The following is a 21,503-nucleotide window of genomic DNA, read 5'->3' as shown; positions in this document are numbered from 1 at the left end:
GGTGCTCCAGCAAATTTGGAGTACTTTTTTGTTTTCCAATAATATACTACAAAAATACCTATTAGAAATAAAGGAGTTTATAAAGTAACGTCGAAATATACATTATATGTTATTTCTATAACGCACTTATTTTAAAAGCTTTCGGGGGATAAATATGTTTAAATCATTAAAGACAAAAATACTAGCATCTATGGTAATGTTAACCTCTATATGTACATTTACTTTTATAGGTGTTTCTTTTTATGCAATGCGAACAACAGTTACAAGTCAAATGAAGAACGATGGTGCTAATCTGGTTAGTGTTATTAACAGAGAAATAGGGAAGCATGACTTAAACGATAGGGAAGGCATCACAAAAATATTAAAGGAAATTAAAGAACAAGGCAATGGAAATATAAAGTATATAACACTTGCAGACACAAACCTAAAGGTTGTTGCTTCAAGTGATAGTGAATTTAAGGCAGCAAATGATGAAAATGTTGATTCTGTATCTTCTGCTTCTACTCAGGGCAGCAGTGAATCAACAAAAAACATAGAACAAGGGAAGTCTAATGGATATACCTTTAAAACGGATGGTGGAGAAAAAGTATATAATGTATCTACTTCTTTTTTTCAGGCAGATAAACAGGTTGGAACTATAAGTGTTGGAATTTCCTTAGGTCTAATGAACAGCATGATTACTAAAAGTATTATACAAGTTCTTATTGTTGCTTTAGCGGTGCAGGCACTTGCAGTTATTATTGGAGTAATTATATCTAAAAATATAACTACTCCAATAATAAACACAATAAAAAAGCTTGATTTATTTGAAAAAGGAGACTTTACAGTAGAATTTGAAAGTAAGTCAAATGATGAAACAAGAAAGCTTACAAATGCCCTTAATGAATCAATTTTTGTACTAAAAGGAATGATTAAAGAAACAAAACAGGGTATGGATGAGCTAGGGGGAATATCAGCTACATTAAAACATTCTAGTGAAAATGTGGAGAACTCTAGCAGGATTGTTTCAGAATCTATTATTGAAGTTGCAGCAGGGATTGAAGAGCAAGATAATAATGTTAGTCAAGTTAATAGATCTTTAGAAAACTTTAGCAGTACACTTGAACAAATACAAATAAAGGTTAAGGATGCTACGAAAAGTGGTTCAGAGATTGAAGTGTCAGCTGATATTGGAGCAGAGAAACTTACTGATTTAGTTAAGTCTATAGAAGATGTCAGAAGTTCTTTTGGTGCGGCTGTGTCAAACATAGAGATGCTAAATCAAGATGCTAAAAAGATTAGTGAAATAATGAATGTAATAAATAATGTTGCAGAGCAGACAAATCTTCTAGCATTAAACGCTGCCATAGAAGCTGCAAGAGCAGGGGAAGCCGGCAGAGGATTCTCTGTTGTAGCAGATGAGATAAGAAAGCTTGCAGAGCAGGTTATGAATTCTTCAAAGAGTATAAACCAAATAGTTGCAGGAGTACTTTCAAGCGTAAAGGGAGTATCAAATACTACAGAGAATATTTCCTTTAAGATGGATAATCAGATTGATATAGTAGATAATACAATGTCAGCCTTTAAAGCTATTCAATCCGAGGTTCACAAGACCACTTCTCAGTTTAAAAATATTTTTGAAGATTTAAAGGGAGTAGTGCTTGAGGAAGAAACTATAGTTAGCAATGTTCAAGAGGTATCAGCTATTTCAGAGCAGATTTCAGCGTCTACACAACAAATATCTTCATCGGTTCAGGAACATGTTGCTACTATGGAACAGCTGTCAAAGCTTGCTGAGAATATTGAGGCTATGGCAGAAAGACTTAATAAAAATGTAGATAGGTTTAAAATATAGTTAAATTAAAAGGGCTCCAGCAGTTTTGCCGGAGCCTTTAACTTATATAGCTTTAACCTTGTTAATTAAAGTTCCTATCTTTTCAACGCAGCATTCCACGGTATCTCCAGCTTTTAATAGCCTTGGAGGGTTAAAGCCAAAGCCAACCCCGCTAGGAGTACCTGTACAAATTATGTCTCCTGGCTTCAAAGTAAAGCCTTTAGATAAATCGCTTATAATATAGGGAATATTGAAAATTAAAAGCCTCGTATTAGAGTTTTGTCTAACTTCTCCATTAACAATGGATTTTATATCAAGTTCAAGCGGTAAAGAAATCTCATTTTTATGTACGATACAAGGCCCCATAGGTGCAAAAGTATCTAAGCTTTTTGCCTTAAACCACTGCTTATGCTTAATCTGAAGGTCTCTGGCAGATACATCATTAACTATTGTATAGCCAAATATGTAGTCTTCTGCTTCCTCTTGTTTTATGTTCTTTCCTTCCTTGCCTATAACTATAGCAAGCTCAACTTCGTAATCAACCTGATTTGTTACGTCAGGGGAATATTTAATAAAATCACCATTTCCTATAACAGCCTCAGCAGCTTTTGTAAAATATATAGGATCATCAGGTACAAATTTATCTGAAATTTTGGTTGCGCCTAGTTCCTTTGCATGGTCTTCATAGTTCTTTCCAAGACATAAGAGATTTCTTCTTGGCTTTGGAATGGGTGCAAGAAGTTTAACTGCTTCTATAGGCAGTTTTTCAGAACTATTCACATTAACTAAATCTTCTCTAAAGTTCTCAATCAAATCATACATTGAACCAAATCCATCTAAAGGAATTATTGTATTTTCAGCTAGCACTCCTACTTTTTCTTTTCCATTGTACTCATAAGTAACAAATTTCATAATACAGCCCCCAGTATATGATTTTATGGTTAAATTTTGAAATTTTACTTATATTATAGCCTCATACTCCTAGTATTACAATAAAAGATACTATATATTGCTAAAAATTGAGAGAAATTTAGTATAAAAATAGTTTTTATTAAATAAGCTTTAATAGTAATTGGCATTTACTAGGAGGCGTGACAATTAATAATTGTTACGTGCAGAATGAGAATACAGGAGGCGTGACAATTAATAATTGTCATGTACAGAATAAGAATACAGGAGGGTTGCATGAGAGCTAAAGTAGATATTTTTTCAGGTTTTTTAGGCGCAGGAAAGACAACATTAATTAAAAAATTGATTAGTGAAAGCTTATATAAGGAAAAGGTTGTTATTATAGAAAATGAATTTGGTGAGATAGGCATAGATGGCAGTATACTAAAAAGCACAAATATCGAGGTTAAGGAGATTAATGCCGGCTGCATTTGCTGCAATATATCAGGAGATTTTAAAAAGGCTGTTAAAGAGGTTGTTGCTAAGTATAGCCCGGAAAGAATTATTATAGAGCCAACAGGTGTAGCTAAGCTTTCAGACTTGCTCACTGCCTGCAGCAGCATAGAATTAAAAAGTATTATAGAGCTTAACATGGTTGTAACTGTTGTTGATGTTCTAAAGTACGATATGTATCTTGCTAACTTTGGAGAGTTTTACAGAAATCAAATCATGAGCAGCAGTATTATAGTTTTGAGCAGAACTCAAAATTTAGAAGCAGACAAAATAGAAAGTATAAAAGAAAAAGTAGAAAAGCTTAATAACAAAGCTTGTATAGTAACTACACCTTGGAATAAGCTAGCTGCACAGAGAATTGTAGAATTAAATCATAACAACACAAAACTATCCCTTCAGAACGAAGTGAATTTAATCAGACGTTCTCTTGGAACAGCTTCTATGAAATCAGTAAAAAATCATGCAGGAAATGAAATTTTTGAAACCTGGAGTTATGAAACACCAAGAAGGTTTAGTGAAAAGGCTTTAGTTAATCTGCTAAAGAAAATTGACAGCAGCTCCTTTGGTAATATTTTAAGAGCTAAAGGAATAGTTCAAGGAGATAATGATGAATGGATGCAGTTTGATTATGTTCCTGGGGAATTTGAAATGAGAAAAACCTCTCCAGACTACTCTGGAAGGCTTTGTGTTATCGGTACAAACCTAAATAGAGAAAATTTGAAAAAAGTATTTAGTTTGTAAATGAGGAAAGAGGAATGAAAATAAAAACTGAAATAGAAATTGTAACAGGTTTCTTAGGGTCTGGTAAGACAACATTTATTAATTCGCTAGTTAAAAACAGTTTAGTTACGGGAGAGATAGTTCTTATACTTCAATGTGAAACAGGAGAGAAAGCTTTATATATTGAGGAAGGCTTGAAAAACAAAATAATTATAAAAGAACAAGATGCTTCAAAAGCTTTAAGCTCGGCATATATAAAACAAATGATAAATTTTTATAGTCCTCACAGAATTATAATTGAGCATAACGGAATGAAAAGCTTGGGAGAAGTATTAAGCGTATTTAATTTTGAACTAGAACATTTATGTCTTGAGCCTACTGTATATCACATAACTGATGCAGTAACTTTTGATATGTTCTTCTATAACATGAGAGAAATAATTGAGCCTTTTATATATCATAGCAATTTAATTATTATAAATAACAGCAGCATGCTTGAAGATAAGGCAAAAAAAAGCTTAGTAAAAAGACTGGAAACCTTAAATCAGGGTGCATTTATAATTTGTCTAGACAGTATCAATGATATAGATAGCAAGCTAAAAAAGGCAGATATACTTCAAGATAAGCTTATAAAAAGCTTTAAAATGGCTTTAAGAGATAAGTTACCCCATGCCTGGGAAATGAGATTGAGGAGAAAAAAGGTATGATACAAAATTTTTCAGTAATATTTATAAGTATAGTGCTTGAAGCAATGCCTTTTATAATGATGGGGGCTTTTATATCTGCCCTCATTCAGGTTTTTATAACTGAAAACACGATAGCAAGGTTTCTTCCTAAAAATAGGTTTTTGGGTGTATTTGCTGCAGCTCTTTCAGGCCTCATATTCCCTGTATGTGAGTGTGCAGTAATTCCCATTGCGCGAAGACTTATTAAGAAAGGTGTTCCAATAAATATGGCAGTAGCATTTATGCTGGCAGTGCCTATAGTAAATCCTATTGTTTTATTATCAACCTACTATGCTTTTCATGCCAAGCCATATATGGTTTTAGTCAGAGGTGGCTTTGGGCTTTTGATAGCAGTATCCATTGGAATAATAATAGACATGCTTCAGGGAAAAACATCACCTTTAAAAAACTCTTTTGTTGAAGGTGGAAGCCTTTGTTCCTGCGGTTATGATCACACCTATAAAAAACAACAATCCAAGTTTATGGAAATAATTCATCATACAAATTCAGAGCTTTATGATATAGGTAAGTTTCTTATATTAGGAGCTTTTATATCTGCCTTTTTTCAGACAGTTATATCAAGAGAACAGGTGCTAGTAGTAGGGCAGCATCCTATTTACTCTATAGCGGCTATGATGTTTTTTGCCTTTTTAATCTCACTTTGCTCAGAGGCGGATGCCTTTATAGCCAGCACATTTGTAGGACAGTTTACATATGGAGGTATAACTACTTTTATGCTTCTAGGGCCTATGATTGATATTAAAAACACATTAATGCTCACAGCTTCCTTTAAAAAGAGTTTTATCATTAAGCTAGTATTTTTAATTTTCACCATGTGCTTTGTAGCCGGAAGCATTATAAATATGTTTTTATAGGAAGGATGAAAAATGAAGAGATTTAATATAAATGAATTTATCTGGTTTCTGATATTATCCTTATTCACCTTGTACATATATTTCCTTATATCCTCAGGGAAGATAACTTTATTTCTTCATCCTAAAATGGTTAAGTATGCAGCGTTTTCTTTTATTGTATTTGGAGAACTTGCAGTAGTGCAGTTGTTTAAGGTGTTTACTGTTGCAACTAGGGTTAGATTTAAGAAGGGGTATTTGCTGTTTTTTATAACCTTAATTATTGGAGTATTTATAGCTCCAGGAGGTCTTACCTCACAGATAGGTGAGAAAAAAGGAGTAATTCTTGTAAGCTCTAGTCATATTGAGAGTATAGCAGAGCATAGTCATAACGAAAAGCAGCGCATAGAAGGAAATGAGATAATTTTTAATGAAAAAAATTATATTCATTATTTAGAAGACTTAAGTGACCATATTGATGAGCATATAGGAAAGAAAATTAGAATAACAGGCTTTGTACTTAAGGATAACAAGCTAAGCAAAAATGAGTTCCTTGTATCAAGAATGCTTATTAATTGCTGCGCTGCCGATTCTCAAATTTTAGGGGTAGTGGGAAGCTATGATAAGTCTGAAGCTTTAGAGAAAGACTCCTGGATAGTTGTAGAAGGAAAGGTTAGTCTTAAGGAAGAGAAAGATATAAATAACAAAGTTATAAAGAAGTATCCTGTAATATTGGTGGAAAAGCTTATTAATATAGAAAAGCCTAACAATCCATACATATATGAGTAATAAAAAAAGACATACTTTCGTATGTCTTTTTTGGTGGAGGAAGATGGATTCGAACCATCGAAATCACTGATAACAGATTTACAGTCTGCCCCCTTTGGCCACTCGGGAATTCCTCCAAATATGGAGCTGGCAATAGGAATCGAACCTACAACCTGCTGATTACAAGTCAGCTGCTCTACCGTTGAGCCATGCCAGCATATTAAGTTTAAATGGTGGGCACAACAGGGATCGAACCTGTGACCCTCTGCTTGTAAGGCAGATGCTCTCCCAGCTGAGCTATGCGCCCTTAACTCTGGTTTTTGTTTATCAGGCTTACCCGACGAATTTTATTATATAAAGAAGTGAGATATTTATCAAACTCATAAAACGCCATTATTCTAAATTAAAACCATTTTGCTTCAATACATAGTGCATTTTCTCCAGAATGCTTATAGATTTAACAATTCACTAATTAATTAGCTTTATGTGAAAAATATGTTTCTACTGCTGATTTTTTAGTCTTAATTGTTATTTTATCCTATATTGCCAGCTATATTTAAGTAAAAACCTATTGCGTTAAGAGAAAATACATTGTATAATAAGTCTTGTCGTTAAGACATTATGTTTCATGAGTATATGGAGAGTTGTCCGAGTGGTTTAAGGAGCACGCCTGGAAAGCGTGTATAGGGGAAACTCTATCGTGGGTTCGAATCCCATGCTCTCCGCCAATTCCGTGCTAGATGGGGAACTAGCGGTGCCCTGTAACCTGCAATCCGCTGCAGCAGGATTGAATTCCTCGCTTAGGCTCTAGCATGTGAGGTCTGGTCTATAAAAGTGGCGTTGAGAATTGGGTCCCACGCAACAAAAACTCATGAACCCCGTCAGATCCGGAAGGAAGCAGCGGTAAGTGATAATTTTTGTGTGCCGTGGAGCAACCTGGTTTGAGCTAACTAGATAGATAACGCTCATATGCTATCAGTCGAAGCGAGGTGCACGGTTTACATAACTAAATACCAAAGATAACAAGGATGCTGAAAGGCGTCTTTTTTGTTTTTTGTGGTGCTTTAAAACTTCCCTAATTTTCAAAGTGGATGTTTTAAATGAAGCATTAATAAGGTATAATATAAGCTGATGTTTTAATAACTGAGATATCAGAGTTTAATATATAACTATTAGATAGATTGGGGTGAGACCATGGCGTATACCGCTTTGTATAGAGAGTGGAGACCTAGAAATTTTGCTGATGTGGTTGGACAAAGGCATATAACCACAACTCTAAAAAACCAAATAATTAATAATAGAATAGCTCATGCTTATCTTTTGTGCGGAACAAGAGGTACAGGAAAGACTTCTACTGCTAAAATACTTGCAAAGGCGGTAAACTGTCTTGACCTTAAGGATGGCGAGCCCTGCAATCAATGTGAAATGTGCAAAAATATCAACGCTGGACTTGCTATAGATGTAGTAGAACTAGATGCTGCTTCACACAATGGAGTAGGCAATATAAGAGATATTATAGATGAGGTACAGTATCCTCCAAGAGAAGCCAAGTACAAGGTTTATATAATGGATGAGGTTCATATGCTATCAGACGGAGCTGTTAATGCCTTCTTAAAGACATTAGAGGAACCCCCTTCAAGAACTATATTTATCCTTGCAACTACAGACCCTCAAAAGCTTCCAATAACTATTCTTTCACGCTGTCAGCGCTTTGACTTTACAAGAATAAGAAGTGAAGAGATTTTTCAAAGGCTTAGAAGGATTGTTAAGGAGCAGGGAGTTTTTGCTGAAGATAAAAGTCTTCACCTTATAGCTAGAATGTCTGACGGAGCTATGAGAGATGCGTTAAGTGTACTTGATCAGGCTATATCTATGGGAAACGGTAAAGTAGACTATGATGAAGTTATAGGAATGCTTGGCCTTGTCACCAATGAACATTTGTTGAGACTTACAGATGCTATGATAGACAAGAATGTTGAAAGATCCATGAAAATAGTTGATGATATAGTATTCAGTGGTAAAGATATATATAATTTTATAAAAGAAATGATAAATCATATGAGAAATCTCATGATGGTTAAGGTAAGTAATAATCCTGAAGATATATTGGATATGTCTGAAGAAAACATCGCTGCTTTAAAGGAGCAGGGGCAAAAGATTAGAATTGAAGAGCTTATGAGAATTATAAGAATTTTTCAAGAAACAGAAGAACAGTCAAAATGGAGTAAGCAGACTAGGATTTATCTTGAACTTGCTATAATAAAAATATGCAAAATTGAATATGATACTTCTAAGGAGGTAATTCTTGCTAGAATAAATAAGCTTGAAGATGCCTTAAGAAATGGTCAAATAACTGTAACTTCCACATCAGCTGAAGCTTCTGGAGCTGCTCAAGCGAAAAAAGCACAAGTTGTTAAACAAAGAAGGCAGGAAGAAACCAAAGCTCAACCATTTGAAGAGCACAACCCGCACTCTACCTTAACTGTAGATACTGTGAGAAAGTCTTGGAGAGATATGCTGGAACTTTTAAAATCCAGAAGACATATGGTTTTATATGCATCTCTTATGACAGGTGAGGTTGTTGGCTGTAGAGATGGAATAGTAGAAATTAAATTTGATGAAGCCTATGCTTTTAATAAACAAAGGCTTGAAAAAGATGATAACAAAAAAATTGTAGAAGAAGTATTTTCTCAGGCACTAAAAGAGAAGATTAGAATAAGATATATAGTAGACCAGAAACAAGAATTTGCAAAGTCCCCAGAGGATATACTAAAGGAGACTTTTGGAGAAGAACTTGTAGAAATAATTGACGATTAGGTATATAATGGTGCATGAATATTATTTTGTGGAGGTATTTAGTTATGGCTAAAGGTGGTTTTGGCAACTTCGGTGGCGGAGCTAATATGAATAATCTTATGAAGACAGCTCAAAAATTCCAACAACAAATGGAAGATATGCAAAAGCAGCTTGAATCAAAAAGATACGAAGAAAAAGCAGGCGGCGGTGCTGTTGTAGCTGTTGCTAATGGAAAAAAGCAAATAGTTGATTTGAAAATAAACCCAGATGTCTTAGATCCAGATGATGTAGAAATGCTTCAAGACCTTGTAATGACTGCTTGTAATGCAGCCCTTAGAAGAGCTGAAGAAGATACAGCAAATCAAATGGGAAAATTAACTGGCGGACTTAATATACCAGGAATGTTCTAGATTTAGCAATTAATAATTAACAATAAATAATTGGTAATTGTGATAAATAATTAAGAATGAAGAATAAGGAATTAGAGGATGATAATATATAAGGATCTTTTAATTCTGAGTTTTTCATTCTTAATTTAGTTATAGATATTTTTATAACAATATAACCATATAGTTGTACATATGTTTAAATGTATAAATGGTTATATGGCTGAATAGATTAATATTTTTGTTGATACAAAAGGAGGAAAAATTATGGATTTTTATCCAATTGCTATAGAAAAGCTTATAGAAGAATTTGCCAAGCTCCCTGGAATTGGCTACAAGACTGCACAAAGATTAACTCTTCACGTTTTAAATCTTCCACAAGATGAGGTTAGAGATTTTGCAAAAGCTTTAGTAGAAGCTAGGGGAACAATAAAATACTGTTCAATCTGTGGAAATTTTACAGATAAAGACCCGTGCAGCATATGCGGCAATCCAAATAGAGACAAGAGCACTGTATGTGTGGTTGAGCAGCCAAAAGACATTATGTCTATGGAAAAAGTAAGAGAATTCAACGGAGTATACCACGTTCTTCATGGAACAATATCACCAATGGCAGGTCGAGGACCTGAACAGATAAAGCTGAGAGAGCTTATAAGAAGACTTAACGGTGAGATTAAGGAAATTATTGTGGCTACAAATCCTAATATTGAAGGTGAAGCTACAGCAATGTATATCTCAAAAATAGTAAAGCCTCTTGGAGTTAAAGTTACAAGAATAGCTCATGGAATTCCTGTTGGAGGAGACCTTGATTATGCTGATGAGGTAACTTTGAGCAAAGCCTTAGAGGGTAGAAGAGAAATTTAATTTTGAGGTTGAATTTTGAACAAGCTTATGGTAATATAAGAAAAAATATACAATGAATTAAACTATGAAAGAGGAAAGTAGATATATTTACAAGCTTACAGAGAGCGGGAAAAGCTGAGAACCTGCAGCAGAGGATATGTTGAAGTTCCCTCTAGAGTTTCGAGCTGAAATACTATTAGGCAAGACGGAGCTTTCACCGTTAAAAGAAAGAGAATATCGGAAGCTTATTCCTGTATTTATTTGAGATATTAGTTATGTTTATCCTATAGCTTAATTTAAACATACTAATAATGAAGGTGGTACCACGTGAGTTTACCTCTCGTCCTTTTTGGATGAGGGGTTTTTTGTTTTTCAAAATAATTCTTGCAGTAAAATTAAGGGGGCAAAATAAATGAAAATTTCTTTAAATTGGGTAAATGATTATGTAGATACAAAAGATATTAATACAGATTTACTTATTGAAATGCTAAAGGCTAATGAGCCTAAAGTTAAAGCTGTTGTTCAGCTAAATGAAGACATAATATTTGAGTTTGATGAAATATGCTGCCACTATGAAGCAGCAAACACAATTGGGGCTATAATTGGAAGAGATACAAATAATATTGAATATGTTAATGAATCTTATTTAAAATATTCTAGCAGTACTTTATTAGGCAATGAGGTGAGTCGTGGAAAAAGGTATCTTAGTTATTCTGCAATTAGAATAGAAAATATAAATTTTGAACCATCTCCAGATCATTTATCTAATAGATTAATAAACTGTGGAATTAGGCCAACTAATCTTATAGAGGATTTAGCAAAATATATTGAATTGGATATAGGGCAAAAGGTAAATATCAATCTTAAATTTGGGATTATGCTTGTAGAAGCGGCTGTAACAAATGGAGAGCTTAAGAGTACGGCTTTAAGCGTGGTAGCTGTATGCAGGTATGTTAGGCTGCTACAGGAATATATGCCGGAGGCGAGAGTAAGTTCTGCATTATATGATAGCATAAGTGCATAAAAGTACATATAAATAATTTTAATACAATTATATCGAAGGTATACATATTAATTATCAGTAGAATCTTGTTGTAATATGACGAAATTTGTAATAAAATAAAATTGTATAAACACTATTAATTTATGGCAGGATACATAAACTTGATGAAAATGCATAGTATTTTTATGCTATTAAAAGGATGAGGGGGCTAAACAAGTGACTTTTTTAAAAAATCTAAAGATAAAAACTAAGCTTTATTCCACATTTGCTATTTTTATCATACTTATTGGGTTCATAGCATATTCAGGCATAGGCAGTGCAAAGAAAATGAATATGAGCCAGGAAGCAATGTATAATGATAATCTGAAAAATATTGATAACCTACATATTTTAAATGAAAACCTATTACTTATACGTTCTGAAGTGCAAAATATGCTTCATGAAAGAAAAACTGAAGTCTATAAGTCAGGGATAAAAAAAGTTGAGAACTTAAAAAACAGTGATGAGAAAATAATATCTGAAATTGATAAAATGCCGTTAGAATTAGACGAGAAAAAGATATGGAATGGCTTTAAAGAAAATTTAGAAGTTTATAGAAAAATAAGAGCTACCGTAGTTGAACTTATTGGTGCAGAAAAATATAGCGAAGCAGAAACTGCGTTTACAGAGATGGGTAATGCCAGAGATAAGGTTGAAGAATCCATCAATCAATTTATTGAAATACAGAGAACCTCTGCCAAGGTTAGTTATGAATATAATAATAAAATATATAGTTACATAATTATTTTTATGTACGCTATTACATTAGTTGGTTTGATTATTTCTGTTATTTTTGGAACTATTATATCCTCATATATCTCTGGATCAATAAAGAAGGGGCTAAAATTTGCAGAAGCTATAGGAAATGGAGATTTAACTCAAAGTGTTGATTTAAGCAGCAAGGATGAATTTGGACAGCTTGCTAAAGCCCTAAATACTGCTAGAGATAATATTAAGGAAATAATTTCAAAGGTTATTGAACAGTCAGGTGATGTGAGTGCTGCAAGTGAAGAATTGTCTGCTACAGTAGAAGAAGTTACTGCAAAACTTATAAGCGTTAATGAATATACAAAAGAAATAGCTAGAGAAACTGAGGAATCTAGTGCAACTACCCAGGAAATTTCAGCATCTATTGAGGAAGTAAATTCAGGTATTGCAGAATTATCAAGCAGATCAACAGAAGGCAGCTATAAATCTGAAAAGATAAAGGAAAAAGCAGTTATTATAAAGGATAAAGGAAATGAATCAAAGACATCTGCAGAGGAATTATATGAAATTAAGGAAAGAAATATTATAAAAGCTATTGAAGAAGGAAAGATTGTTGAAGAAGTTAAGGTAATGGCTAGTGCAATTGCAGGAATAGCTTCACAGACCAATCTGTTAGCTCTTAATGCAGCTATTGAGGCTGCAAGAGCAGGAGATCAAGGAAAAGGCTTTGCAGTAGTAGCAGATGAAATTAGAAAACTTGCAGAGCAGTCTGCAGAAAATGTAAACAATATTCAAGGTGTTATTGAAAAGGTTCAGGAAGCATTTAAAAACCTTTCAGAGAACTCCTATGATGTTTTAAGTTTTATTGATAAAAAGGTTAGAGCTGACTATGAGCTTTTAGTTGATACCGGGAATAATTATGAAGTTGACGCACAGTTTGTAAGCAGTATGTCCGAAGACATAGCATCTTTATCTGAAGAAATAAACGCAACAATTGATGAAGTAGCAATGGTAGTTCAAAATATCGCTAGTTCTGCTCAGGCTGCTGCTTCAAATTCAAATGAAATAATGTCAAGTATTAGTGAAACTACACAGGCGATGGAACAGGTTTCAATTTCAGCACAAAATCAAGCAAATATTGCAGAACAATTAAGTGCTTTGGTTCAGAAGTTTGTTATATAATCCTAATTATAAGTAGGAATAATGAATAGATTAAAACTACTAATAATTATAAAAAATACGATAAAGCTGTATAGAGCATAATAATGATGTAACATAGAATTATGGTTAGAAGGCACGAAATAATGACTTCTAACCATCTTTTTTGTGTATATAAAATCCGTTTTATGGCAAGTATCTAAATATAGAGATTGTCCAAAATGGGAGGGTTAAATAGTGAATAAATTTGCCATAATTGAATTTATATCTAAAAACATAAAGTATACAGAAGAAGAAAAGGAGCTTATAAAAGCTATTGAAGAAGCTAGAGCAGAGCTTTACAGAACAAGGCAGTATTTTGAAATGGTTACTGACCCACAGCTCGTTGACTATGCAATTTATATGGAACAAGCTGCAAAATCCAGATTTGTTTACCTTTTAAAGCAGGCAAAGGAAAGCGGAATAAAGCTGAATAATAAATTTTTACAAAGTGAAGCAGATGCAGTGGTATAAATCACTGCTTTTTTGTAATATAAATTATATAAGCGATTCTAAATAGAGAATCTAAAGATTAAGGAGGGGAATGAACGATGGAATACATGGGGTATTTTTTACTGGCGCTGGTATTTCTATTTTTAGTAATAAAGGTATTTACCTGGCCAATTAAAATGTTTTTTAAATTATTGGTTAATGCACTGCTTGGGGTTGTGTTGCTTTTAATTGTTAACTTTATAGGAGGATATTTTAACTTCTTTATAGGCATCAATTGGATAACAGCTTTAATAGCAGGCTTCTTTGGAGTTCCTGGGGTTATATTCTTAATAATATTTAAGTTATTTTTGTAAAAATATATAAGCTAACTAAATATAAAATACAATGATTTAAGAAGAAAGCTGGCGTGTAATCTTATTTAAGTGCACGCCAGTTTTAATTTACCCTATTTAAAATCAACAAAAATAATTTTAGAAGTAACTCTTTCACTCACAACCTCTTTGCTAGTCTCAATTTCTTTAGAAACAATTAACTCAGTCTCATGTAAAACCCCTCCACAGTCTCCGCATTTTTGATTAGCTCTGGTATTTGAAGTATACCAAATATGATTACATTTACTACAAACAAGCCGTATCACAGTAACCCCCCTCCACATAAATAGCGCCCCTTATTTTGTTTCCTCATTATATGAGGTATGCAAGAATATTATGATACATAGCAATTGGAAAATATAGTAAAATATTCTGACAAATTTATTGTAAGTTTTGTAGATTAAATAAGTATTTAGCGATAAGTGTACTTAATTCAGTACTAAAGTACTATAAGACGTAAATTTTAGTGAAATAATTGGAATAAATTTGCAAAAAATAACGTGTAATTTGTAGGATAAAAATTAAAAATATCAATTAGTTGTTTATAGAACAGCTTCTATAACAAGTAAGGTTAGAAAGGGAATACTACTTTTGTATCATATAATATCACCTCTTAGTGTAATGTATCTAATCATGTGAAATGATATAGTTTAATAGATTAGGTATATGTTTTAAAGTCAATAAATTAAGTTGATGTCATTAAGACAAAGAGGTGATTATATAATTGGCTAAGACTAATAAAAAAAGCTATGGTTTAAAGACTATATCTGCATTAATGGTATTATTATCTACCTCTATAGGGGTAGGATATGCACATTGGACAGATCAGATACAAACGGTTGCTGCAGTTTCAACCGCAAAGATAAATCCTGTTTTTTGTGGTAAATTTAATATTACAGATGTTCAAGGAAGCAGCAGGGATTTAAAAATATCTTTTGATGGTGATATGAAAAATACAGAAACAAGGTCAGATGATGAATATTATACTATGATTTTAGAAAATAAATTATACTTGAAAAATAGTAATGGCAATGGTTCACAATATAAAGGCTTCTTACATTATTGTATAAAGAATAATGGGTCAATTCCAATAAAATTCGATGGTGATAATGGCATAATACAAGTCAAGATAAATGGAAATAAAATAGATGTACCTGTTGTAGTAGTAAAGGGCATAAGTGGCAATGAACAGGAAGAATTTCAATCAGAAATTTCACTTTACGATGGCAAATTAAAACTAATACTAAACCAGCCTAAAAAGGTATTAGATGGTGGAGAGGCCATATATAATGAAAATGCGGCACCGCAAATTCATATACAGGCTTTCAATCCAGGGGTATATTCATTTGAAATCGAATTGCCATTTGTAATGAAGGATAATATTAAGAATACAAAGGAATGGAGTAATAAGTTAGTTATAAAAGGTGTTAATTTAGAGGTTGTTCCAGAATCTAATTAAAACATTGTATAGCTAAGAGATGATGTTATTAAAAGCATCATCTTTTTTTAATATACTACTAAAGAAGTAAAAGCAGGTGTAGGTTTTGATTATGCAAAGTACACTTTATGCGGAAGAAAAAAGAAAAGTTATTAGTTAAAATTCAATTAGAGTAAATATAATTTAAGCAAGGTGTGATTAATGTTGAAGTTATTTAAGAATAAGAGTATATTTGCTATTTTTAGTCTCATATTTCTAGTGATCTTTATTTTTTCTAAATCATATATTATGGCAGAAGCCCAAAATGCTGAAAAAGTGTTTTATTTAAATGAAAATCAGAGTATTGACGGAACTTTATTTACAAGTGATGAGTTGCTAGGACCTGGTGATAAGCTAATTAAAGAATTTTATATTGCTAATAATAATAATTTTAAATGTACCCTTAAAAGCATTAGTATTACTGGAAAGATTTATAATGAAAAGAAAAAGCTTTTAGCTAAAGAGGATACGGAATATCAAAGTTTTATTAAAAGCTCCCAAATGAACTTTTTCTGTGAAAATGAAATAATATATTCAGGGAATGTAGATGAAACGCTTATATTTAGTTCAAAAGACGGCAATTCAGTAGATTTAGAAAAAAACAGTAAGAAGAAGTTTAAAATTGAGTATGCTCTAAGTAAAGAAGCAGACAGCAGTACTATGGGGCTTGAGCATAAGTTTGATATAAGTTTTAATTTTTCAGGGAACGATCCTAATATAATTGATAAAGGAACTGATGAAGATATAGTAGTAATAGAAAAAGGGGTTGGAGGAAGTTTAGTTCAAACGGGTTATATGGTTGATACTAAAGTTCTTTTAGGGATAGGGTCAATTATACTAGTTTGTGGATTGGTATTTAGTTTTAAGAGAAAACGTGAATAATTTGATACATCAAGACATGAGTTATCATTAAGCTCATGTCTTCTATTTTTTTAATCTAGAACTAAAGTAGTAGATGAGTAGATAAAAGGGATAAGTGAATAGTAGTTCTTTTGTTTTACCAAAATTATACCAATGTAGGAAGTTTCAGTAAGTTAAAGTGGATAGAATTATATATGTGATCACAATTAAATAAAAGATTAACAAATATTCTGGAGGGATATTATGAAAAAGACAAGAATTATAGCAGCTGCTCTTATGGCAGCAGTTATATCGGCAGGTGCTGGATATGCAGCTTGGACTGATACATTAAATATTAATAGTACAGCTAGCACAGGAAAAATGAATGTTGAGTTTACAACAACTAAGATATTTGGTCAAACAATAGTTCCAAACAAGGCTGAATTGGGACCATATCTAGGAAGTACATTAGATCAAACTACTAAGGTTGTTAATGTATCATTAAGTAATTTATATCCTGGTTCAGGATTACTTTATGCAGTGCAGTATGAAAATAAAGGCTCAATACCAGTTAAAATTGAAAGCGTAGAGGTTAAGATACCTACCGGAACATTTGCTGATGAAATGAAAGATGCATTGGTTGTTGTTGGTGGATATACTCATTGGAGAAATGGAAGGATTATAGGTGGTGGAATACTGCCAGGGCTTGGGGCTATAGAACAAAACAAATATCATTTGAAAGATTTGCAAACTAATTTAAATACATTATTAGCAGGTACAACAATGGAAGTGGGAGATGTGATTAGTTTAGATATCCCAGAGGAAGATAAAGGTACAATTAAGAACTTGCTTGACAGTGAAGGAATAGAAGGATTTAATCCTGAAACACAAAACTGTATAGTAATGGGACTTCCTAAAGGAGCAGATAGTGACAATACATTAATGTCAAAAAATTTAACTACAGATCAAAAGGAACAGAAATCCATAAATTTCCAAATAAAATTTAACTTTAAGCAATTTAATAAATAATAGAATGAAATAAAAAATTATTTTTGGAGGGTATATTATGAAAAAATCAAGAATATTAACAGCTGCAGTAGTAGCGGCAATGGTTTCCTTAGGAGCTGGATATGCAGCATGGACAGATGCATTAACTATTAATAATACAGTTAGCACAGGTACTTTAGATGTAGATTTTGTTGGCGGCGGTGTAGTTTGGAATGCTGACAATGCTAATGTAGCATTTGGAACTGCTAGTGGTAGTGAAAATACTGCAACTATTGATTTAGATAATTTATATCCAGGAGCTGTTGCAACAGTTACTCTTCCGGTAAAGAATAATGGAACAATACCTGTAAAGAATGGTACATTTACATTTAGTAATGTTCCTAGCTGGTTAACAGTTAGTACAACTAGCCAACCTACTTTAGCTGTGACTGAACAAAAGAATGTAACAATTACAATGACAGTTGGAGAGAATGCTCCACAAACTTCAGATGCAACATTTACAGCTACAGCTGTTTATCAACAATTTAACAAATAAATTAATCTTAATTTAATAAAGCAGGTTATAAACCTGCTTTATTAATATATATTTAGTTAAGTCGAAAAAAAATCTTAACATATGAAAAGGTGATAATAAGATAATTTAATTATAACATTATCTAAAGGTGTAAGCATTTATGAGAAAGATAAAATTATTGTGTATAAGCTTTGTTGCTGCGCTTAGTCTAATGGGTATAGGCTTTGCTGCTTGGCAGGATGATTTAACGGTTTTTAATACCGTTTCAACGGGACAATTAAATATTGAATTTATGAAAGATTCAAATGGATCTGCATCATCTATTTTTAGCATAGATGATGCAACGCAAAATTATGTGAAGCTTCAACCAACAGAGATTTCAGATAACAATAAAAAGTTGTCTATATCTGTTAAGGATTTATATCCAGGGGCAATGGTGTTGTATAATTCTAAAGCTCAAAATGTTGGTACAATACCTGCTGCAATCTCAGAGATCAAAGTGGATTTTCCTATCGATAATACGCTGCTAAAACAGAGCTTAGTTATAGCTGGAGGATATACTTTATTTGATAAGACTGGAAAGGTAAAATATGATTCTCAAAATGAACCTATGGAGGGTTACTTTGTTGGAACGTTGGCTGAACTTCAGAGAAATTTAAATTCAATTCTTAAGGGATTGAGAATGGATTCGGAAGATTATATTCTGTTTGGAGTTCCGGAAAAGTATGCAGATAAAGTAAAACAGAAAGTTCCTTCATTTAATAAGGATTGGGCTAATAATACTGTTATATATTTTCCAAATCTTAATGAAGATCAGAATCAACTCCAGAAACAAACAGTTTTATTTGATATAAAAATTAATTTCCAACAATTTAATAAGAATATACCATAATAAGAAGGCAGGGATAGAATGAACTAACCCTGTCTTTTTAAATTTGCTGTATTAAGATGTCATAAAGTTTGATTAAAGCAAATGAAAGGTATGATTAAAACAAAATTTGTCTATAAAAAATAAAAAAATGACACATAAATCATTTGGAAATAATATACAATTAGGTGATATAATAAGTAGGAAAGTTAAATATAATGGAGGCAAAGAAATATACACTGCAATTGGGCACCTGGTGTATATTGAGCCAGTGGTGCAACCGGCCAATGAAAAATTATTTTCGTTGGTTTTTTTATTTGTAATAAAAATTAAAAACAAATAGGAATTAAGTGTTGATGAAGGGAAGGAATTTAAGTGATAAGTGTGTTGAAAAATTTAGTTAAAATAAAGCATATGTCAGATGATATAAAAATAATTTATCTATATAGATATTTTTCACTTGCAATAACTTCTCTGTTCTATTTGATTACAAATAATCAATCTTCTATAAATAATAAATTAATAATGATTTTATGCTTAAGCATATCATCCATTATCTTAAATTACTTGTATATTAAAGTGGATGCAGGTAAGACAATTATTAAGCTGTTAATTTTAATTGAAATTATAGTAAATACAGTGATTTTGATACCTACAGGAGGAATAAACAGCCCCTATATATGGTATTCACTAAATACAATTCTAATTAATATACATTTTTTAAATATATATTATTGCATGATAAACTTAATTTTTTATCTTATTGTTTCTTCTGAAGTTTCTGCCTACATATTTAATAAAGCAGATCATAACCTTGAAAAAAATTTAATAATCAATTCAAATCTAATACTTAGCTTCGTGTTAATTACATTGGCCATATATTTATTATTTAAGCTAGCAGATAAAATAGGAAGAGAAAGGGAACAGCTTAAGATATTAAATAATCAATTAGCCAATACAAATAAAAGACTAAATGAGTCTATGGAGTATACAATGTCTCTCTATCAAGCGGTGTATTCGTTTGTAAATGTAAAAAATGGAGATAAGTCAATAAGATTACTTGTAGACTATACTAAGAAAATCACTAAAGCAAACAATGTATTTTTTTTCGAACCTTGCGCTAGTGGCGAATTACTTATACTATTTGATAACAATATACCTGAATACTCAAAACACGCAATAAGTAAAGTAATTACCAATAACTTAAATGATATTAAGGACTCTGATGAACCTGTTTATATATTTGAAGGCAATTATGATTATATCGCTGTCACTGTAAAGTCCTTAAATAAAATATATGGAATACTAGGAGTTGAAATAAATTTAAGTCAAGATAAAGTTATTATAAGAGAAAACATAGATCAATTAAGATTTTTAGCATCTTTAAGTTCTGTTGTGTTTGAAAAAAATGAATTAGAGCAAATCAATGAGAGGTTAGTAATAAGTGAAGAACAAAATCGAATAGCGAATGAAATTCATGATAGTGTTAGTCAAAGGCTATTTGCAGCAGCATGTGGAATCCATTCATTAACTAAAAAGGTGATGAACAACTATTCAGTAGATGTTATTGAAGATCTTAATGCTATTAGAGATTCTATAAATAATTCAATAAAGGAATTAAGGGAAACAATTTATAGGCTTAGCTGGAAGAAAAAAGGACATAGTGCATTTAAGGAAAATATAGAATCTTTTATTGAAGATATATCTAAGCTTAATAATGTAGATATACTATTTGATTTAGTAGGTGATGAGGAATTTATAAGCACTGATGTTAAAAAGGCATTATACAGAATTATTTGTGAATGTATTGGAAATTCCGTGAGGCATGGCAAGTCAACTAGTATTAAAATTCTGATACATATAGAAAGGAGCTATACAAGCTTAGAAATTATTGATAATGGAATAGGTTTTAATGTAGATGATAGAACCAAAGCAAAGAATGGAGGCTTAGGTCTTTCAAATATATTTAATTTAGTATATCTATTTAGTGGAAAAATTAAAATCAATAGTTCAGATAACGAAGGAACAAGGGTCGATGTGTTATTCCCTAATAATACTTTAAGCGATGTGGAGGTAGTAGTATGAGGTTAGTAATTGTTGATGATCATCCATTAGTAAGAAGGGGACTTATTTCAGTTTTGAAGGAAGAGAAAGATATAGAAATGGTAAAAGAAGCATCTAATATTACTGATGCTGTTAGTTTAATTACTAAAGAACAGCCTGATATTGCTATTATTGATTTAAAGTTAGGGAACGAGAATGGACTAGATATTGTGGCAAGAAGCAAGAAGTTAAGTAATACTACCAAATTTATGATATTAACTACATTCATATCACAGGAAGATTTCTTAAAGGGTGAGCAGATAGGTGTGGATGGTTATATGCTTAAAGATGCATTTTTTGAGGATCTTTTTTATGCAGTTAAATCTATAAATAGAGGCAAGAAATATTATGATCCAGGGATTATTGATTATAGTCATAGGGAAAAGGAAAATAATTTGATAAGTCAATTAACTGATAGGGAAAAAGAAGTGTTGCTAGAGCTTGGTAAGGGGTTTAGCAATGAGGATATAGCAAAAAAGCTTTTTATATCTGAAAATACCGTTAAGAAACATGTTAGTAATATACTACTTAAGATGAACCTGAAGCAGCGCTCTCAGGTTGTTGCTTTGGTTAACAGTAAGTAGTGCAAAATTATTATACATTTATTAATATATGGAGG

Annotated in this window: 21 protein-coding genes, 4 tRNA genes, 1 other RNA gene, 1 riboswitch and 1 other annotated feature; of the genes, 21 read left to right on the top strand and 5 right to left on the bottom strand. The window is 32.1% G+C overall.

What is annotated here, in order from left to right; all coding sequences use genetic code 11:
* Positions 1–154 precede the first annotated feature (154 nt).
* Complete coding sequence (locus NBE98_RS13205) at positions 155–1,834, top strand: methyl-accepting chemotaxis protein (protein ID WP_250815446.1); 1,680 nt, start codon at positions 155–157, stop codon at positions 1,832–1,834.
* Between the two features lie 42 nt (positions 1,835–1,876).
* Here NBE98_RS13205 and NBE98_RS13200 read toward each other — a convergent pair whose 3' ends face one another.
* Positions 1,877–2,725: a fumarylacetoacetate hydrolase family protein gene (locus NBE98_RS13200; protein WP_250815445.1), complete on the bottom strand. Its 849-nt coding sequence runs from the start codon at positions 2,723–2,725 to the stop codon at positions 1,877–1,879.
* A gap of 273 nt (positions 2,726–2,998) precedes the next feature.
* Between NBE98_RS13200 and NBE98_RS13195 the strand changes: the two genes are divergently transcribed.
* Genes NBE98_RS13195 through NBE98_RS13180 form a run of 4 tightly spaced genes read left to right on the top strand, consistent with a single transcriptional unit; the run spans position 2,999 to position 6,299 of the window.
* Positions 2,999–3,955, top strand: coding sequence for a CobW family GTP-binding protein (locus NBE98_RS13195; RefSeq protein ID WP_250815444.1), 957 nt, complete (start codon positions 2,999–3,001; stop codon positions 3,953–3,955).
* Between the two features lie 14 nt (positions 3,956–3,969).
* On the top strand, positions 3,970–4,641 hold the full coding sequence (locus tag NBE98_RS13190; protein WP_250815443.1) for a GTP-binding protein: 672 nt from the start codon (positions 3,970–3,972) through the stop codon (positions 4,639–4,641).
* Positions 4,638–5,534 carry a permease gene (locus NBE98_RS13185; RefSeq protein WP_250815442.1) on the top strand — a complete coding sequence of 299 codons (897 nt, stop codon included), beginning with the start codon at positions 4,638–4,640 and terminating at the stop codon, positions 5,532–5,534. Before NBE98_RS13190 ends, NBE98_RS13185 begins: the two co-directional genes overlap by 4 nt.
* A 12-nt stretch (positions 5,535–5,546) precedes the next feature.
* A complete protein-coding gene (locus tag NBE98_RS13180) occupies positions 5,547–6,299 on the top strand; it encodes a TIGR03943 family putative permease subunit (protein ID WP_250815441.1) in 753 nt (250 codons plus the stop codon).
* 31 nt (positions 6,300–6,330) lie between these two features.
* Here NBE98_RS13180 and NBE98_RS13175 read toward each other — a convergent pair.
* The 3 genes from NBE98_RS13175 to NBE98_RS13165 form a co-directional block, all read right to left on the bottom strand.
* Positions 6,331–6,415: transfer RNA gene (locus tag NBE98_RS13175), tRNA-Tyr, on the bottom strand.
* Between the two features lie 5 nt (positions 6,416–6,420).
* Positions 6,421–6,495, bottom strand: a tRNA-Thr gene (locus tag NBE98_RS13170).
* 14 nt (positions 6,496–6,509) lie between these two features.
* Positions 6,510–6,585, bottom strand: a tRNA-Val gene (locus tag NBE98_RS13165).
* Between the two features lie 331 nt (positions 6,586–6,916).
* On the opposite strand from NBE98_RS13165, the gene NBE98_RS13160 reads away from it, so the two are divergent.
* From NBE98_RS13160 to NBE98_RS13120, 9 genes are all read left to right on the top strand, one after another.
* A tRNA-Ser gene (locus tag NBE98_RS13160) sits at positions 6,917–7,006 on the top strand.
* Positions 7,007–7,009: 3 nt separating this feature from the next.
* Positions 7,010–7,275, top strand: an RNA gene (gene ffs / locus NBE98_RS13155) — signal recognition particle sRNA large type.
* Positions 7,276–7,472: 197 nt separating this feature from the next.
* Positions 7,473–9,095: a DNA polymerase III subunit gamma/tau gene (gene dnaX / locus NBE98_RS13150; protein ID WP_250815440.1), complete on the top strand. Its 1,623-nt coding sequence runs from the start codon at positions 7,473–7,475 to the stop codon at positions 9,093–9,095.
* A 44-nt stretch (positions 9,096–9,139) separates the two neighbouring features.
* The gene (locus tag NBE98_RS13145; protein ID WP_250815439.1) at positions 9,140–9,484 is read left to right on the top strand and encodes a YbaB/EbfC family nucleoid-associated protein; all 345 of its coding nucleotides are present in this window, start codon (positions 9,140–9,142) and stop codon (positions 9,482–9,484) included.
* 243 nt (positions 9,485–9,727) lie between these two features.
* The gene (gene recR / locus NBE98_RS13140; RefSeq protein ID WP_250815438.1) at positions 9,728–10,324 is read left to right on the top strand and encodes a recombination mediator RecR; all 597 of its coding nucleotides are present in this window, start codon (positions 9,728–9,730) and stop codon (positions 10,322–10,324) included.
* A 55-nt stretch (positions 10,325–10,379) separates the two neighbouring features.
* Positions 10,380–10,654: a binding site (T-box leader), on the top strand.
* 61 nt (positions 10,655–10,715) lie between these two features.
* Positions 10,716–11,327 (top strand): phenylalanine--tRNA ligase beta subunit-related protein, encoded by a 612-nt coding sequence (locus NBE98_RS13135; protein ID WP_250815437.1) that lies wholly within the window; start codon positions 10,716–10,718, stop codon positions 11,325–11,327.
* Between the two features lie 195 nt (positions 11,328–11,522).
* Positions 11,523–13,235: a methyl-accepting chemotaxis protein gene (locus NBE98_RS13130; RefSeq protein ID WP_250815436.1), complete on the top strand. Its 1,713-nt coding sequence runs from the start codon at positions 11,523–11,525 to the stop codon at positions 13,233–13,235.
* 213 nt (positions 13,236–13,448) lie between these two features.
* Entirely contained in the window at positions 13,449–13,724 is a 276-nt protein-coding gene (locus NBE98_RS13125) for a YaaL family protein (RefSeq protein WP_250815435.1), read from the top strand.
* A 77-nt stretch (positions 13,725–13,801) separates the two neighbouring features.
* Positions 13,802–14,056, top strand: a complete 255-nt coding sequence (locus tag NBE98_RS13120; protein WP_250815434.1) for a pro-sigmaK processing inhibitor BofA family protein — start codon at positions 13,802–13,804, stop codon at positions 14,054–14,056.
* A gap of 92 nt (positions 14,057–14,148) precedes the next feature.
* On the opposite strand, the gene NBE98_RS13115 is transcribed toward NBE98_RS13120, so the two are convergent.
* Entirely contained in the window at positions 14,149–14,340 is a 192-nt protein-coding gene (locus tag NBE98_RS13115; RefSeq protein ID WP_250815433.1) for a hypothetical protein, read from the bottom strand.
* Between the two features lie 458 nt (positions 14,341–14,798).
* Between NBE98_RS13115 and NBE98_RS13110 the strand changes: the two genes are divergently transcribed.
* The 7 genes from NBE98_RS13110 to NBE98_RS13080 all read left to right on the top strand — a co-directional run bounded on the left by NBE98_RS13110 (position 14,799) and on the right by NBE98_RS13080 (position 21,468).
* Positions 14,799–15,533: a hypothetical protein gene (locus tag NBE98_RS13110; RefSeq protein WP_250815432.1), complete on the top strand. Its 735-nt coding sequence runs from the start codon at positions 14,799–14,801 to the stop codon at positions 15,531–15,533.
* Positions 15,534–15,713: 180 nt separating this feature from the next.
* The gene (locus NBE98_RS13105; protein WP_250815431.1) at positions 15,714–16,433 is read left to right on the top strand and encodes a hypothetical protein; all 720 of its coding nucleotides are present in this window, start codon (positions 15,714–15,716) and stop codon (positions 16,431–16,433) included.
* A gap of 222 nt (positions 16,434–16,655) precedes the next feature.
* Entirely contained in the window at positions 16,656–17,420 is a 765-nt protein-coding gene (locus NBE98_RS13100) for a hypothetical protein (protein WP_250815430.1), read from the top strand.
* 37 nt (positions 17,421–17,457) lie between these two features.
* Positions 17,458–17,934: a SipW-dependent-type signal peptide-containing protein gene (locus NBE98_RS13095; protein ID WP_250815429.1), complete on the top strand. Its 477-nt coding sequence runs from the start codon at positions 17,458–17,460 to the stop codon at positions 17,932–17,934.
* Positions 17,935–18,073: 139 nt separating this feature from the next.
* Positions 18,074–18,805 carry a hypothetical protein gene (locus NBE98_RS13090; RefSeq protein WP_250815428.1) on the top strand — a complete coding sequence of 244 codons (732 nt, stop codon included), beginning with the start codon at positions 18,074–18,076 and terminating at the stop codon, positions 18,803–18,805.
* Positions 18,806–18,992: 187 nt separating this feature from the next.
* A riboswitch (cyclic di-GMP riboswitch) is annotated at positions 18,993–19,076 on the top strand.
* An 80-nt stretch (positions 19,077–19,156) separates the two neighbouring features.
* Positions 19,157–20,866, top strand: coding sequence for a sensor histidine kinase (locus NBE98_RS22540; RefSeq protein WP_250815427.1), 1,710 nt, complete (start codon positions 19,157–19,159; stop codon positions 20,864–20,866).
* Entirely contained in the window at positions 20,863–21,468 is a 606-nt protein-coding gene (locus NBE98_RS13080) for a response regulator (RefSeq protein ID WP_250815426.1), read from the top strand. Before NBE98_RS22540 ends, NBE98_RS13080 begins: the two co-directional genes overlap by 4 nt.
* Positions 21,469–21,503 lie beyond the last annotated feature (35 nt).

Source organism: Clostridium swellfunianum (assembly GCF_023656515.1).
Lineage (GTDB): Bacteria > Bacillota > Clostridia > Clostridiales > Clostridiaceae > Clostridium_AT > Clostridium_AT swellfunianum.
Note: the sequence above shows the minus strand (reverse complement) of the source record. Positions and strands in the feature narration are given on the sequence as shown.